The sequence below is a fragment of the Marinobacter gelidimuriae genome (assembly GCF_000372805.1).
GTDB classification, from domain to species: Bacteria; Pseudomonadota; Gammaproteobacteria; order Pseudomonadales; family Oleiphilaceae; genus Marinobacter; species Marinobacter gelidimuriae.
Genome location: NZ_KB889915.1, coordinates 1 through 16042 on the forward strand (window position 1 = coordinate 1; position 16042 = coordinate 16042).

A 16042-nucleotide genomic window follows, 5' to 3' on the forward strand; every position below is an offset into this window, starting at 1 on the left:
TCAGGCCTTCACCGTGTCCCACCCATTACGATGGGCGTTTGGCTACTATGCCGTCTGCTGACTTCTGCTCAATCACCGGCGGGATTGCCCCCATCGGCGCTATCGGTGTCCACCTCGTTCGCTCGCAACCGCCGATGGCAACGGCTGCGCCCAGGCTTGATCGACCAGTGNCCTGACTGGTAATTGACCGATCGCTCGTTGAGCAGATCTCCCCAGATAAGAACATGAACTTTCACTGCACAACTGCATCATTTACGGTGGCCGTCAGATCACGCGGCTTCGTCGTCTTGTGCCAACTCGCCTCCGGCCTACNCCTCATATGATGTTCTTGTTCATCAGCTCGCAGCTTTGCTAGCGGCGTCCTCCAGACCGCGCCTCGCGGGTTGGCCCTTGCCATTCGCTAGTGGTTAGCGTTCAATCGGTAAAACCGGCTGAACGGTGATCTTTCCACAGGGGACTTTCACCCCATTAAGCACGCGGTTCACTACCTGATCGAACACAAGCTGGACCTATCGGTGTTTCATCCTAGGTACCGCAACGATGACACCGGCCGCCTGGCCTACGATCCCGCCATCTTGCTGAAGATCATTCTGTTCGCGTACTCCAAAGGCATCACCTCCAGCCGCGAGATCCAATCCAGTGGTGCTGCGAGACCAACATCATCTTTAAAGCGCTGTCCTGCGATACCGTCCCGCACTTCACCACCCTGGCCAAGTTCGTCAGCCAGCACGCCGATGAGATTGAAGAACTGTTCGAGCAAATACTGTTGGTGTGTCATGAGCAGGGTCTTTTGGGCAACGAACTGTTCGCCATAGATGGCTGCAAAATGTCATCAGACGCGGCGAAGGAATGGTCTGGCACCTTTAAAGGGCTGGGTGAGAAACGAGACAAACTGAAACGGCTGATTCGCCATCACCTGCATGAACATCACGAGCGGGATGAGGCGGAGACGGAAGCCGAACAGCCCAAGGATGGGCCAGTGCAGGGTCAGTGGCAGTTGTATTGCCTGGCCCACAACATTGAGAAGCTGGCGAATTATGGGCAGTTAGCGGCATGATACCGGGCTAGGATATGGCCAGAAATAGGCCACAGACGGCTAAGTGGAAGACGTTTAGCGCCGGATATTAATAATGCCGTGGTGTTCCAGTCAAATGACCAAACTGGCGTCAGTTGATCGCAGGATATGAAAAAACAACAAAGCGGCTACGAATTGGGCTCTGTGAAGGGTTTTTCTACAGCCTCGTTATGAGCCTAACCCAACCTGACGGACAAAAGCCTGCTTGACATCCTCCCCGCCCTGAAGGACGGGGATTCCTACTGCGCTCAGGCATGGCATTGAGCCATCCCTGAGTCGCTTCGGTGGGTTCCTGTTGCTGACGGCATTACCGCACCGTTCACTTCACAGGCTAACCGGGCATGACCTGCCCTTAGAATATTGATTGCGGCGTTGAGGTCTGCATTTTCAGCATACCCACATTCGACACAGTCGAATTGCGATTGAGTCTTGCGATTCTCTGCGGAAATATGACCGCAGGCCGGACACGTCCGGCTGGTGTTACGAGGGTTGACGGCAAACACTTCACCGCCCAGCCACGCCTGCTTGTATTCCAACTGGCGGCGGAACTCGCCCCAGCCCTGATCGAGAATCGACTTATTAAGGCCGGATTTGGCTTTTACGCTTCGTCCTGGTGCCTCAAGTGTGCCGCTTGCTGACTTGCTCATATTCGTGACTTTCAGATCTTCGATTACGACCATCGCGTGGTTTTTGCTGATGATGTTCGAGGTCTTGTGGAGAAAGTCATTGCGGGTATGAGCAACCCGTTGATGCAACTTGGTGATACGGGCCTTCGCCTTTTTCCAATTGCGGCTGAATTTGACCTTGCGGCTCATGCGTCGCTGATACTTTGCCATCTTCGCAGCGCTGGTACGCAGCGCATTGACCGGCTCGAACATCGTGCCGTCAGAGAGCGTCGCGAATAGCGTGATACCCGCATCGAGGCCGACTATCGACGTTGATGGATGTATTGGCTGCCCAACTTCGCGCTCGGTCTGAATGCTGGCGTACCACTTGCCAGCCACACAGGAAACGGTGATGTTCTTTGCCAGTCCGATGATGCCACGGCTCTTGCGGTAGCGAATCCAGCCTAGCTTTGGGAGTCGAATACGTCGATTGGCTTCGTCAATCTCGAAACCTTGCGGAAAGCGAAAGCTGTCTGACGACCTACCTTTTTTCTTGAATTGTGGAAAATCGGCACGCTTCTCAAAGAAGTTCTTGTACGCAGCGGCCAGGTCTTTTGTGACTTGTTGTAGTGTTTGTGAGGGAGAGTCGCACAAGTACGAGAATTCCTGCTTCCACGCTGGCAGCCAATTATTCATGCCAAAGCTGTTGGTGAATTTTTCACCGGCCGTATGTAGCTCTTGCTGACGATTCAAAGCCAAATTCCAAATCTTGCGAGCATTACCAGCGTACTGACGCATGGCGCGGATTTGCTCACCGTTTGGCTCAATCTGAAATTTGAATGCTTGAAGGCGTTTCATAGCTGAATTATACTTGGTCTATGGAAAAAAACAATGATATTAGGCACGGGCGGCATTGCGTTTTTAGGATGCACGTTCATTTGGTATTTGTGACGAAATATCGTCGCGGCGTGTTCACGGCTGAGATTATTGATGACCTGCGCGGTATCTTCTCAGGCGTTTGTACGGACTTTGAATCAGAGCTTGTAGAATTTGATGGTGAGCATGATCATGTTCATTTACGGGTGACTTATCCACCAAAGGTATCTGTATCCAAACTGGCAAACAGTCTCAAGGGTGTTTCAAGCCGAATGATTCGGAAGAAAAAGTGCGAGACACTTAAGAAAAAGTTATGGGGTAATGCCTTATGGTCGCCGTCTTACTTCGCTGGCAGTTGTGGTGGTGCACCCATTAGCATTATTCGCCAGTACATTGAGCAGCAGCAAACGCCGGAATGAGAATGTTGCTAACGAGAGGGACACCTGCGGTGTTCGCGCTATTCATCCCCGGCCTGAAGGCCGAGGTTTTCCGCGCATTCCAATAAATCAGGCTAGAATGGCAAAGTATTGGGCAAACGATTGGCGAATGTATGCCGCGCCGAGCTTACTTAAACAGAAGAGATAACTGGATGCCCCTGCAAGAAAGCGAAATCGAGCAAAATTTAATCAAAAAGCTGGATGAACTCAAATACACCTACCGTCCCGACATCCGCGACAAGGTGGCTCTTGAGCAAAACTTCCGCGACAAGTTTGAGGCGCTCAACCACGTCCGGCTTACTGACGCGGAATTCGCCCGCCTGCGCGACGAAATCATCAACGCCGATGTCTTCCAGGCCGCCAAAACCCTGCGCGAGTACGGGTATTTTCAACGTGAGGACGGCACGCCTCTGGATTACATGCTGGTCAACCTCAAGGACTGGTGCAAAAACGACTTTGAGGTCATCAATCAGCTCCGCATCAACTCCGACAACAGCCACCACCGCTATGATGTGATCTTGCTGATCAATGGCTTGCCCGTGGTGCAAATTGAGCTGAAAACACTGGGCATCAACCCGCGCCGTGCCATGGAGCAGATCGTCAATTACAAGAACGACCCTGGCAACGGCTACGCCAATACACTGCTCTGCTTCATGCAGCTCTTTATTGTCAGCAACCGCAGCAACACCTACTACTTTGCCAACAACCACAGCCAGCACTTCGCGTTTAATGCCAATGAGCGTTTTTTGCCCATCTACCAAATGGCCGGGGAAGACAACAACAAAATAACCCACCTGGACGATTTTGCCGACAAATTCCTTGCCAAATGCACCTTAGCCCAGATGATAAGCCGCTACATGGTGCTGGTTGCCAGCGAGCAAAAGCTTATGATCATGCGGCCGTATCAAATCTACGCGGTCAAGGCCATTGTCGATTGCATCCACCAGAACCGGGGCAATGGCTACATCTGGCACACCACCGGCAGCGGCAAAACGCTCACCTCTTTCAAGGCCTCTACGCTGCTCAAAGACAACCCCGATATCGAAAAATGCCTGTTTGTGGTCGACCGCAAAGACCTGGATCGACAAACCCGCGAGGAATTCAACAGATTCCAGGAGGGCTGCGTCGAGGAGAACACCAACACCGAAACCCTGGTGCGTCGTCTGCTCTCGGAAGACTATGCCGACAAGGTGATCGTCACCACCATCCAAAAGCTGGGCCTGGCGCTGGATGAAACCAGCAAAAAAGCACAGCAGCACAAAGAAAAAGGCAAGCTCACCTACAAGGAGCGACTGGAACCCCTGCGCGACAAGCGCATTGTCTTTATTTTCGACGAATGCCATCGCTCGCAATTCGGCGAGAACCACAAAGCTATCAAGTCCTTCTTTCCTAAGGCGCAACTGTTTGGCTTCACCGGCACGCCGATCTTTGAAGAAAACGCCACTTACAAGCAGTTTGACGGCACCGTCGGCTCATATAGAACCACCAAGGATATTTTTGAAAAGCAACTGCACGCCTACACCATTACCCACGCCATCGACGACGGTAACGTGCTGCGCTTTCATATCGACTACTTCAAACCCGAAGCCGCCCGGCAGAACGCGGCTACCGAAAAAAAGGCCAATGTAAAACCCGGCGAGACCCTCACCCAGAAAGCGGTCGTCGAGTCGATTCTGACCAAGCATAATGCCGCCACCAACCAGCGGCGCTTTAACGCCGTGCTGGCCACGTCATCCATCAACCACGCTATTGACTACTACACCCTGTTCAAAGAGGTACAGGCCGAGGGCCGGGCGGACAATCCCGACCTTGAGCCGCTCAATATCGCCTGCGTCTTCTCACCCCCGGCGGCAGGCAACAAAGACGTCAAGCAGCTTCAGGAAGACCTGCCGCAGGAAAAGGCCGACAACGAGCAGGAGCCTGAGCGTAAAAAAGCCGCGCTCAAAACCATCATTGCCGACTACAACAGCCAGTACGGCACCAACCACGGCATTAACGAGTTCGATCTCTACTACCAAGACGTGCAACAGCGCATCAAAGACCAGCAATACCGCAACAGCGACTACCCCCACAAGCACAAGATCGACATCGTCATAGTGGTAGACATGCTGCTCACCGGTTTCGACTCCAAATACCTCAACACCCTGTATGTGGATAAAAACCTCAAACACCACGGCCTGATCCAGGCGTTCTCACGCACCAACCGCGTGCTCAACGACACCAAGCCTTACGGCAACATCCTCGACTTTCGTGGGCAGGAACCGAGCGTGAACGAAGCCATCGCACTCTTCTCCGGGGAAGACAACAACCGCTCCAGGGAAATCTGGCTGGTGGACCCGGCGCCCAAAGTGATTGAAAAGTACCAACAAGCGATAGCGGAGATGGAACAGTTTATATCAGCCAGTGGCGCCCAAACCCCGCAACAGAGCAATGGCGTTTGCGAGCCAGAAGCGGTCTACAACCTGAAAGGTGACGCCGCGCGTATCGAATTCATCAAGCGCTTCAAGGAAGTGCAGCGCCTGAAAACCCAGCTTGACCAATACACTGACCTTGACCAAGCGCAAAAGGAAAAAATCAACACCCTGTTGCCCGAAGATGACCTGCGGGCGTTAAGAGGCTCCTACCTCGAAACCGCCCAGCGCCTCAAGGCCCAGCAAGGCAAAAGCGGCCCCTTTGATGGAGAGGGGGCCAGCGACGCGCAGGAGGATATCGAACAGCTCGATTTCGAGTTTGTGCTCTTCTCCTCGGCGCTGATCGACTACGACTACATCATCGGCCTGATCGCCCGCTACAGTCAGAACAAACCCGGCAAGCAGACCATGAGCCGCACACAGTTGGTTAACATGCTCGCCGCCAGCAGCAACCTGATGGACGAACGCGACGACATCATCGCCTACATCAACAACCTGCAAGCGGGCCAAGGCCTAAGTGAGCAGGCAATCCGCGACGGCTATCAAGCCTTCAAGGCGCAAAAGGCCGACAGCGAACTGGCCGAGCTGGCTACACATCACCAGCTGCAAGCCGAGACACTGAAAGCTTTTGTCGATGCCATTCTCGACCGCATGATCTTCGACGGCGAGCAATTAAGCGACCTGTTCGCGCCGCTGGAACTGGGCTGGAAAGCGCGTACCAAGGCGGAGCTGGCATTGATGGATGACCTGGTGCCTTTTTTGAACAAGCAGGCGCAAGGGCGCGAGATTTCGGGATTAGCGGCGTATGAGTAACCAGCAAGGAGCACCTCATGAAAAATGAACTGATTCATACCCTGACAGAGAGCTTCGAGAGCCATGCCCAGGAAACCGAACTCGGCAAAGGCGGGCAACGTGAGATCACCACCCACAACGCCCGCGAACAAACTATGCACCATGAACCGCACATTTCACAAGAGCACGTGGCCAACAACGAGGCCGTGCGCCAGACCCTGCTGGGTCGAGGCATTCGCCCGGAAAACCTGCCACCTGACGAAGATGTGAAAAAGGCCGAACGCCGCCTGACATCCGCTGAAAAGAAGGCGATTGACAACCTTGACGGGCTGGAGGAGCAATGAGCGAGAAACAAGCATTGGTGCCCAGGCTGCGTTTTCCCGAGTTTCGGGATGCGGGGGAGTGGGAAGATAAACCACTTGCAGCATGCTGTTACCTACAGGCTGGAAAGTTTGTTCGCGCAAGTGATATTCATGATGAGGTGTCGGGTAATAGATACCCCTGTTATGGCGGTAATGGCTTGCGTGGTTACACAGATACCTTTACGCACTCTGGTATATATTCTCTAGTTGGTCGACAAGGGGCTCTATGTGGCAATGTCAATTTAGCTAGCAATACCTTTCATGCAACAGAACATGCGGTTGTCGCCAATGTGTATGAGGGAGTGAATACCATATGGTTTTTTTATAAATTGATCGGAATGAATTTGAATCAGTATGCCACCGGTCAAGCGCAGCCAGGGTTGTCAGTTGAGAATCTTAATAAGCTGCCTGTAAAAATTCCGAAGCAAGAAAAAGAACAGCAAAAAATCGCCGATTGCCTCTCATCCCTCGATGAATTGATCGCCGCACAAACAGAAAAACTCAATGCCCTCAAAACCCACAAAAAAGGCTTAATGCAGCAACTCTTCCCCAGCCCGGAGGCGGTGGGCGCATGAGAGAGCTGATTCTGTACACCACCGAAGACGGCCAGAGCCGGATTCAACTGCGGGCCGATAATGACACGGTCTGGCTCAGTCAGCTGGAGATGGCCGAGCTGTTTAACGCCACCAAGCAAAATATCTCGCTACATCTTAAAAATCTTTTTGAAAACAAAGAATTAGATAATGGCGCAGTTGTCAAGGAATCCTTGACAACTGCCGCAGACGGTAAGCAGTATCGCATCAAGGTTTATAACCTCGACGCCATTCTGGCCGTGGGCTACCGGGTGCGCTCGCCGCGCGGGGTGCAGTTTCGTCGCTGGGCAAGCACTGTACTTAGCGAGTACCTGCGCAAGGGCTTTGTGATGGATGACGAGCGCCTGAAAAACCCTGATGGCCGCCCGGATTACTTTGATGAGATGCTAGAACGCATCCGCGATATTCGCGCCTCGGAAAAGCGCTTTTACCAGAAAATACGCGACCTGTTTTCGCTCAGTAGCGATTACGACAAAACCGATAAAAGCACCCAGCAGTTTTTCGCCAATGTGCAAAACCTGTTGCTCTATGCCGTTACCCAGCAAACCGCCGCCGAGTTGGTCTGTGCCCGCGCCAACCCCGATGACTCGCACTTTGGCTTGTTGAGCTGGAAAGGGACAAAGGTGCGCAAGCAAGACATCCTTGTTGCTAAGAATTACCTGAGCGAGGATGAAGTCGATACGTTAAATCGCTTGGTGGTGATCTTTCTCGAAACCGCTGAGCTGCGCGCCAAAAATCGCACCGACACCCCTATGGCTTTTTGGCATAGCCGCGTGGGTGACATTATTAGCAGTAATGACTTTCCTTTGCTGGCGGATGCTGGGGCAATCAGCCATACACAAATGGAGCAATCCGCTAGCGAACGCTATGCCGATTTTGATCAACGCCGTAAAACACAAGAAGCCATTATCGCCGATCAGGCCGATGAAGCGCAGTTAAAAGCGCTCGAAGATAAGCTGAAACACAGGCCTGGTGAAAAATGAGTAACGAAATAAAGGAGTTTTCCAGCCTCGACGCTATCGCCACGCACCTGCGCGAGCGGCTGGAGCAAAAAAAGTATGTGCTGCTCTTTGCCTATAACGGGACCGGCAAAACACGCCTGTCTATGGCTTTCAAAGAGCTGGGTAAGCAGGGCAACGATGAAGAAACAACGCGCGACACCCTCTACTTTAATGCTTTCACCGAAGACCTTTTCAATTGGGATAACGACCTGGACGGCGACCAGCAGCGGGTGCTGCGGATGAATACCGACTCGCGCTTTTTTGGTGGCCTGCAAGAGCTGGAAATGGAAAACCGTATCCGCCCGTTGTTGCGGCGCTATGCGGATTTCGACTTCTATATCGACTACGATCAAGGCGCGGTAAACTTTGTCCGTGAGCATCCATCCGGCGACAGCACAGAAACCATCGAACACATCAAGGTCTCGCGGGGCGAAGAGAATATCTTTGTCTGGTGCTTTTTCCTCGCGGTCGCCCAGCTTGCGGTGGACGAGCAGGAAGCCTACAACTGGGTAAAGTATCTCTATATCGACGACCCCATCTCATCGCTGGACGACAACAATGCCATTGCAGTGGCCAGCCACCTGGCCCAGCTGTTAAAGGGTAGTAACGGAAATATCAAAACCGTGGTTTCCTCGCACCATGCGCTATTTTTTAACGTGATCTGGAATGAACTTAACCAAACAAAAAAAGCACAACCCTACTTTTTGAGCAAAGGGACTTCTTCTGAAGGTTATACGCTACGTTATACTGGAGCCACACCGTTCTTCCACCATGTCGGGCTTCTTAGGCAACTATACGAAGCAGCAGAGTCCGACCAGATTTACACTTACCACTTCAATATATTGCGCAGTATTTTGGAAAAGACTGCTATTTTTCACGGTTTTAAGAACTTCTCCGCGTGTATCAAACGGGACAGTGACGACCAGGACGGCATACTCCACGCCCGTTTGGTGAATGTGCTCAGCCACGGCAACTATTCCCTATTTGAGCCACAAGAGATGCTACCCGAAAATAAAGATTACTTTCGTAAAATCCTGCGGGATTTTATGAATAACTACCGCTTTAACCCGGAACTATTCCCGGAAACGAATTAAGAGAGTGTGAACGCATGACCAAAGAACAACTCAGCCAACTGGGCAAAACCCTTTGGGCCATTGCCGACGACCTGCGCGGCGCGATGAACGCCGACGACTTCCGCGACTATATGCTGTCGTTTTTGTTTCTGCGCTACCTCTCTGACAACTACGAGACGGCGGCAAAAAAAGAGCTGGGGGCGGACTATCCCAAATTGCCCGAGGATAACCGTTCTGCGCCGCTGACTGTGTGGTATCAGGACAACGTCGACGACATTTCCGAGTTTGAAAAACAGATGCGCCGCAAGATGCACTATGTCATCCACCCGGCTTACCTGTGGAGCAGCATTGCCGAGCTGGCGCGCACGCAGGATGCGGAGCTGTTGCAAACCCTGACGCGCGGCTTTAAGTATATTGAAAACGAATCCTTTGCCAGCACGTTCCAGGGCTTGTTTTCGGAAATTAACCTGCACTCGGAAAAACTTGGCAGACAACCGACCGACCGCAACAAAAAGCTTTGCACCATCATTAGCAAAATTGCCGAGGGCATTGCGCAGTTTTCTACTCATAGCGATATTCTGGGCGATGCCTACGAATACCTAATCGGCCAGTTTGCCGCCGGTTCTGGTAAAAAAGCGGGCGAGTTTTATACCCCGCAATCGGTCTCCACCATCCTCTCGCGTATTGTCACCCTGGACAGTCAAGATCCTTCCACCGGGAAAAAGAAAAAGCTCAATCGGGTGCTGGATTTCGCGTGTGGCTCCGGTTCCTTGTTGCTAAACGTGCGCAGTCAGATGGGCCCGCACGGCATCGGCATGATTTATGGTCAGGAAAAGAACATCACCACCTATAACCTGGCGCGCATGAATATGCTGCTGCACGGGATGAAGGATACTGAGTTCGAGATATACCACGGTGATACCTTGGTGAATGACTGGGATTTGCTCAACGAAATGAACCCGGCCAAAAAACTGCAATGCGATGCGGTAGTGGCGAATCCGCCGTTCAGCTACCGCTGGGAGCCCAATGACGCCCTGGGCGAAGACTTTCGCTTTAAAAGCCACGGCCTAGCCCCAAAATCAGCGGCGGATTTCGCCTTTTTGCTGCATGGTTTTCACTTTCTTGGCGACGAAGGCACCATGGCAATCATTTTGCCTCACGGCGTATTGTTCAGAGGTGGTGCAGAAGCACGCATCCGTACCAAGTTGCTCAAGGACGGCCACATCGACACCGTGATTGGCCTGCCGTCCAACCTGTTTTTCTCCACTGGCATACCCGTGTGCATTCTGGTCCTGAAAAAATGCAAAAAACCCGATGACGTGCTCTTTATCAACGCCAGTGAGCACTTTGAAAAAGGAAAGCGTCAAAATTACTTGCGACCGGAGAATATCGACCAGATTGTCGACTTCTATCAATACCGCAAGGAAGAAGAGCGCTACGCCCGCCGGGTTGGCATGGGGGAGATTAAGACGAACGACTACAACCTCAATATCTCCCGCTATGTCAGCACTGCAAAGCCAGAAACCGAAATCAAACTTGCAGACGTCCACGCCGAACTTGCCGAGATAGATGAGCGGATGAATAAGGCCGCGAAGGCGCACAATCAATATCTAAAAGAGCTGAACCTGCCGCCCGTCTGACAGAAGACAGCATGATGACCGAGCAGAAGGTACATAATCGGGTAGCCGAGGGTATCTAACCCTCAGCCCAATGTCATAACCTTACCTGATTACTCACGTTAATCAGGTAAGGTTATGTCAATTTTCCGATAGCTGCCAATAGCCCCTGAAAGACGTATTTTCACTCCCATTCTATGGTCGCCGGCGGCTTCGACGACACATCGTAAGTCACCCGTGACACACCGCTGATCTCGTTGATAATACGGTTAGACACGGTTTCCAGCAGTTCGTACGGCAGATGCGCCCAGCGTGCGGTCATGAAATCGATGGTTTCTACCGCGCGCAGTGCGATCACCCATTCGTATCGGCGGGCGTCGCCTACTACGCCTACCGATTTCACCGGCAGGAAGATCGCAAAGGCCTGACTGGTTTTGTGGTAATAATCGGCGCGGTGCAGCTCTTCCAGGAAGATGGCGTCAGCGCGGCGCAAAATGTCAGCGTAATCTTTTTTCACTTCGCCGAGAATGCGCACACCCAGGCCCGGGCCCGGGAACGGATGGCGATACACCATATCGTAAGGCAGACCAAGTTCAAGACCGATGCGGCGCACTTCGTCTTTGAAAAGTTCCCGCAGCGGCTCTACCAGTTTCAGCTTCATGGTTTCCGGCAGGCCACCCACATTGTGGTGGGATTTTATCACGTGGGACTTGCCGGTTTTGGACGCAGCCGATTCGATCACATCCGGATAAATAGTGCCCTGGGCCAGCCAGTGCACATTCTGGATGCGGGTGGCTTCTTCGTCGAACACGTCGATGAAGGTGTTACCAATCACTTTACGCTTTTGTTCGGGATCACTGACGCCTTTGAGATTGGTCAGAAAGCGTTCCTCGGCGTCGGCGCGAATGACTTTTACGCCCATGCTGCTGCCAAACATGTCCATCACCTGGTCACCTTCATTCAGGCGCAGCAGGCCGTTATCAACAAACACGCAGGTTAGCTGATCGCCAATGGCCTTGTGCAGCAGTGCGGCAGTCACTGAAGAATCTACCCCGCCAGACAGGCCCAGCAGTACTTTGTCGGTGCCGACCTGTTCGCGGATCTTTTGCACGGCGTCGTCGACAATTTTGGCCGGCGTCCACAGGGCTTCGCAGCCGCAGATGTTCATCACGAAGTGTTCCAGAATGCGCTTACCCTGCAAGGTATGGGTCACTTCTGGATGGAACTGCAGGCCGTAAAGGTGGCGCGACACATCCTGCATGGCTGCAATAGGTGCGCTTTCGGTGGAGGCCAGAAGCTCAAAACCTTCGGGCATGGCCACTACTTTGTCGCCGTGGCTCATCCACACGTCCAGCAGCGATTCGCCAGTCGCGGTCAGGTGGTCGGTGATGTCTTGCAGCAGCGGGCCTTTGGCGCGCACTTTTATCTGGGCGTAACCAAACTCGCGTTTTTCCGAGCTGGCCACCCGGCCGCCCAGCTGCTCTGCCATGGTTTGCATGCCGTAGCAAATACCCAATATCGGAATACCACGATCAAACAGGCCGTCAGGCGCGCGCGGGCCTCCCAGCTCGGTGACCGACTCAGGACCGCCGGCCAGCAGAATACCCTTGGGGTTGAACGCTTCGAGCTCTTCAGTACTGATGTCAAAAGCGCGCACTTCGCAATAAACGCCGATGTCCCGAACCCGGCGGGCAATCAGCTGGGTGTACTGGGAACCGAAATCTAGAATAAGGATGCGGTGATCGTGAATGTCGTGGGCCATGGAATCCTCGGGGAAATGAGCAATGCGGCCCCAACAATGGGGCCGCATAAAAACAACCTGTAATCAGCTAACGCGGTAGTTCGGTGCTTCTTTGGTGATGGTCACATCGTGAACGTGACTCTCGCGCATACCGGCACCGGTGATGCGCACAAACCGAGGCTTGGTGCGCATATCGGTTATGGTGGCACTGCCGGTGTAACCCATTGCCGCGCGCAGGCCGCCCATCAGCTGATGAATAATGTTGCGCATCGGGCCCTTACAAGCGACGCGGCCTTCAATCCCTTCCGGAACCAGCTTTTCTATGCCTTTGCTGGCGTCCTGGAAATACCGATCGCTGGAGCCCTGGCCCATGGCGCCGATTGAACCCATGCCCCGATAGGCCTTGTAACTGCGGCCCTGGAACAGCTCGATTTCACCCGGGGCTTCGTCGGTGCCGGCCAGCAGGCTGCCGATCATCACACAGTGGGCGCCGGCCACAATAGCCTTGGCAATATCACCAGAGAAGCGCAAACCGCCGTCGGCAATCAGCGGAACGTCACTGTTTTTCAGGGCCTCAGCCACGCTGGACACCGCTGAAATCTGCGGCACACCCACACCGGCTACAATGCGGGTGGTACAGATGGAACCCGGGCCGATACCCACCTTCACCGCATCTGCGCCGGCGTCAACCAGGGCAAGGGCCGCTTCAGCGGTGGCGATATTGCCGCCAATCACCTGCAGCTCGGGGTAATGTTCCTTAATCCAGCGCACACGCTCGAGCACACCGCGGGAATGGCCGTGGGCCGTATCCACCACAATCACATCAACACCGGCTTCCGTCAGAGCTATCACGCGGGCTTCGGTGTCGCCGCCGGTGCCGACGGCCGCGCCAACACGCAGGCGGCCCTGATCGTCTTTACTCGCCAGCGGGTAGTCTTTGGACTTCTGAATATCTTTTGCTGTGACCAGGCCGCGCAGCTGGAAGTTATCGTTTACCACCAGGACTTTTTCAATGCGGTGGCGGTGCAGGAGTTCTTTCACCGATTCCAGATCGGCGCCTTCTTTCACCGTAACCAGCTTTTCCTTGGGCGTCATGATGTCACGCACAAGCGTGTCCATGCGGCTCTCAAAGCGGATGTCGCGACCCGTAACAATACCCACCAGTTCGCTGCCGTCTACGACCGGCAGGCCGGAAATATTGTTGGCCATGGTAATTTCGACCAGCTCGCGTACGGTGTTCTCGGGCTTGACCGTAATAGGGTCTTTTACCACGCCGCTTTCAAACTTTTTTACCTTACGCACTGCGACGGCCTGCTGCTCCGGGCTCATATTTTTGTGCATAATGCCGATGCCGCCTTCCTGGGCCATGGCAATCGCCAGCTCTGCGTCTGTTACTGTGTCCATGGCCGCCGACACCAGCGGGATATTCAGTGTGATGGTTCGTGTCAGGCGTGTGCGAAGATCGGCTTCGTGGGGCAGAACCTCGGAGTAACCGGGCACCAACAGTACGTCATCATATGTGAGAGCTTCTTCGGCAATTCGCAGCATTGGGATCGGCCTTTTGAACGTGCTAAATTTAAATCTTGGCAAGGGCATAGAAAGTGCCGCTGCAAAGTAGAATTCTTAATCGGGCTATTATAGAGATCTGTTGCAGCCCAGTAAACCGCACAGTTTCCCACCAAAGGTTGCATGCATCTGAATTTTAAGTAGTTTACATTCGATTTATTCGGCTATTGCGTATAAAAATATGGGGAGTTTTTGGTGAATGATGCTTTTCAGGACACCCGGTCGCGGGCGCTCAGCGTTAGTGAACTGAATCATCAGGCGCGTCACCTGCTGGAAACCAGCTTCATGCAGGTTTGGGTTGAAGGCGAATTGTCGGGGTTTTCACGCCCTTCTTCCGGGCACTGGTACTTTTCTCTGAAGGATCGTAACTGCCAGATTCGCTGTGCCATGTTCCGCGGCGCCAATCAGCGGGTTCGCCCGGCGCCAAAAGAAGGCGAACTGGTGCGAATTCGCGGCAAAGTGACCTTGTACGAGAACCGCGGCGACTTCCAGATTATTGTCGAGCACCTGGAGCCAGCCGGCGCGGGCGCCCTACAGCAGGCGTTTGAAGCGTTAAAGTTAAAGCTCTTCAACGAGGGCTTGTTTAGCACCGAGCGCAAAAAAACCATACCCGCCCTGCCCCGGCATATTGGCGTGGTTACCTCCCCAACGGGTGCTGCGATTCACGACATACTCACGGTGCTGGCTCGGCGTTGCCCGGGCATTCCAGTCACGCTTTATCCCACAGCAGTGCAGGGGCAGGCCGCAACCGCGGACATAGTCGCCGCCATCGGCCGGGCTGTCGTCCACAATCGTGCGGACGTGCTGATTATTGGCCGCGGCGGCGGTTCGTTGGAAGACTTGTGGTGCTTTAACGAAGAGGCCGTAGCCCGCGCCATTGCCGCCTGCCCTATTGCCACCGTCAGCGCCGTGGGGCACGAGGTAGACACCACCATTGCCGATTACGTAGCGGATTTGCGGGCGCCGACACCGTCAGCAGCGGCGGAAAAAATATCGCCCGACCAGAGCATCTGGTTACGCCAATTACAGGCCATCAGCGAGCGCCTGCAGGCTGCCATGGGGCGCCAACACACGGCGCTTGAAAACAGGCTGCTGCAGCTTTCCGCGCGGCTGAAAGATCCGCGCCGCAGCCTGCAGGAAAAAGCGCAGTGCCTGGATGGGCTGGATGTGCGCCTGAGCCGCGCCATGGCGCAGATGACCCAGCGCTTGCATATGCGTACCGACCATTTGCAGCAGCGCCTGGCCATGCAATCACCTAACAGGCAACTGGCCAGCGCCAGCGAACGTGTGTTGCGGGCAACAACAGGCTTGAATCTGGCCATTCAGCAAGCTCTAAAAAGCCGCCGTGAGCAACTGGATTACACAGCGCAAACCCTGAACCTGGTCAGCCCGCTGGCCACCCTGGGGCGGGGCTACGCCATTGTAAAAGACGACCAAGGCAAGATTGTGCGGCATGCCGGGCAGCTTGAAGCCGGCCAGGCCATCAGCGCCCGAGTGGCCAGCGGCACTGTTCACGCCCAGGTGACGAGTTGCGGTCAACTACCCCGCCTTAAAGGACGGGGCTTGTAGAGAACATTCTGCAAGCCAGGTTGACCGGAAAGCGGTAACCAACCCGCTACGTTCGTGACAGGTCGTTAAGACCCACCGCCGAATGCTTCCTCAGTTCGGCGCTCTGGAAGACTCAGATCATGCTGGCGAAAGGTAAAACGCCGAAGGTGTGAGTCGCTGCGACATCGCAGGAGCCGGTCACGGACATTCCCGAGGGGAGACGAATCGCAAGATTCGCGTCACAAGTCCCGTAAGGGAATTCATTGAAAGGAAAGTAATGTCGGTCTTGGTACTGGATAGAAGCAAGCAACCACTGATGCCGTGCACCGAAAGGCGTGCGCGGCTT

General features: G+C 53.9%; 12 protein-coding genes and 1 pseudogene. 9 read left to right on the forward strand and 4 right to left on the reverse strand.

Translation table 11 applies throughout. From position 1 onward, the window contains the following. Positions 1–470: 470 nt before the first annotated feature. A pseudogene (locus A3OI_RS24500) lies at positions 471–973 on the forward strand (transposase); the annotation flags it as partial. Between the two features lie 350 nt (positions 974–1323). Here A3OI_RS24500 and A3OI_RS0114695 read toward each other — a convergent pair. Next, on the reverse strand, positions 1324–2538 hold the full coding sequence (locus A3OI_RS0114695) for an RNA-guided endonuclease InsQ/TnpB family protein (protein ID WP_018405014.1): 1215 nt from the start codon (positions 2536–2538) through the stop codon (positions 1324–1326). Positions 2539–2558: 20 nt separating this feature from the next. Between A3OI_RS0114695 and tnpA the strand changes: the two genes are divergently transcribed. From tnpA to A3OI_RS0114735, 7 genes are all read left to right on the forward strand, one after another. Further along, positions 2559–2975, forward strand: coding sequence for an IS200/IS605 family transposase (gene tnpA, locus A3OI_RS0114700; protein WP_026224229.1), 417 nt, complete (start codon positions 2559–2561; stop codon positions 2973–2975). Positions 2976–3145: 170 nt separating this feature from the next. Beyond that, on the forward strand, positions 3146–6217 hold the full coding sequence (locus A3OI_RS0114710) for a type I restriction endonuclease subunit R (RefSeq protein WP_018405016.1): 3072 nt from the start codon (positions 3146–3148) through the stop codon (positions 6215–6217). 17 nt (positions 6218–6234) lie between these two features. Beyond that, complete coding sequence (locus A3OI_RS0114715; protein ID WP_018405017.1) at positions 6235–6540, forward strand: hypothetical protein; 306 nt, start codon at positions 6235–6237, stop codon at positions 6538–6540. Continuing rightward, entirely contained in the window at positions 6537–7133 is a 597-nt protein-coding gene (locus A3OI_RS20400; protein WP_018405018.1) for a restriction endonuclease subunit S, read from the forward strand. Before A3OI_RS0114715 ends, A3OI_RS20400 begins: the two co-directional genes overlap by 4 nt. Further along, positions 7130–8134 carry a virulence RhuM family protein gene (locus tag A3OI_RS0114725; protein WP_018405019.1) on the forward strand — a complete coding sequence of 335 codons (1005 nt, stop codon included), beginning with the start codon at positions 7130–7132 and terminating at the stop codon, positions 8132–8134. Before A3OI_RS20400 ends, A3OI_RS0114725 begins: the two co-directional genes overlap by 4 nt. Continuing rightward, positions 8131–9246: an AAA family ATPase gene (locus A3OI_RS0114730; RefSeq protein ID WP_018405020.1), complete on the forward strand. Its 1116-nt coding sequence runs from the start codon at positions 8131–8133 to the stop codon at positions 9244–9246. Before A3OI_RS0114725 ends, A3OI_RS0114730 begins: the two co-directional genes overlap by 4 nt. A gap of 14 nt (positions 9247–9260) precedes the next feature. Continuing rightward, positions 9261–10865 (forward strand): type I restriction-modification system subunit M, encoded by a 1605-nt coding sequence (locus A3OI_RS0114735; RefSeq protein ID WP_018405021.1) that lies wholly within the window; start codon positions 9261–9263, stop codon positions 10863–10865. 160 nt (positions 10866–11025) lie between these two features. Here the strand turns inward: A3OI_RS0114735 and guaA are convergent, their stop codons facing one another. Both guaA and guaB read right to left on the reverse strand, forming a co-directional pair. Then, entirely contained in the window at positions 11026–12603 is a 1578-nt protein-coding gene (guaA, locus tag A3OI_RS0114740) for a glutamine-hydrolyzing GMP synthase (protein ID WP_018405022.1), read from the reverse strand. A gap of 63 nt (positions 12604–12666) precedes the next feature. Further along, entirely contained in the window at positions 12667–14130 is a 1464-nt protein-coding gene (gene guaB / locus A3OI_RS0114745) for an IMP dehydrogenase (protein ID WP_018405023.1), read from the reverse strand. A gap of 210 nt (positions 14131–14340) precedes the next feature. Here guaB and xseA point away from each other — a divergent pair, with 210 nt between their 5' ends. Beyond that, positions 14341–15717: an exodeoxyribonuclease VII large subunit gene (gene xseA / locus A3OI_RS0114750; protein ID WP_407635531.1), complete on the forward strand. Its 1377-nt coding sequence runs from the start codon at positions 14341–14343 to the stop codon at positions 15715–15717. A gap of 112 nt (positions 15718–15829) precedes the next feature. On the opposite strand, the gene A3OI_RS23440 is transcribed toward xseA, so the two are convergent. Beyond that, the coding region (locus tag A3OI_RS23440; RefSeq protein WP_218185827.1) for a hypothetical protein at positions 15830–16042 on the reverse strand (213 nt) is incomplete at its 5' end.

Coding starts and splice junctions, on each gene's coding strand:
- guaB (WP_018405023.1), bottom strand. CDS start 14,130: ATGCTGCGAATTGCCGAAGAAGCTCTCACATATGATGACGTACTGTTG.
- A3OI_RS0114730 (WP_018405020.1), top strand. CDS start 8,131: ATGAGTAACGAAATAAAGGAGTTTTCCAGCCTCGACGCTATCGCCACG.
- A3OI_RS0114715 (WP_018405017.1), top strand. CDS start 6,235: ATGAAAAATGAACTGATTCATACCCTGACAGAGAGCTTCGAGAGCCAT.
- guaA (WP_018405022.1), bottom strand. CDS start 12,603: ATGGCCCACGACATTCACGATCACCGCATCCTTATTCTAGATTTCGGT.
- tnpA (WP_026224229.1), top strand. CDS start 2,559: ATGGAAAAAAACAATGATATTAGGCACGGGCGGCATTGCGTTTTTAGG.
- A3OI_RS0114710 (WP_018405016.1), top strand. CDS start 3,146: ATGCCCCTGCAAGAAAGCGAAATCGAGCAAAATTTAATCAAAAAGCTG.
- A3OI_RS0114695 (WP_018405014.1), bottom strand. CDS start 2,538: ATGAAACGCCTTCAAGCATTCAAATTTCAGATTGAGCCAAACGGTGAG.
- A3OI_RS0114725 (WP_018405019.1), top strand. CDS start 7,130: ATGAGAGAGCTGATTCTGTACACCACCGAAGACGGCCAGAGCCGGATT.
- A3OI_RS20400 (WP_018405018.1), top strand. CDS start 6,537: ATGAGCGAGAAACAAGCATTGGTGCCCAGGCTGCGTTTTCCCGAGTTT.
- A3OI_RS0114735 (WP_018405021.1), top strand. CDS start 9,261: ATGACCAAAGAACAACTCAGCCAACTGGGCAAAACCCTTTGGGCCATT.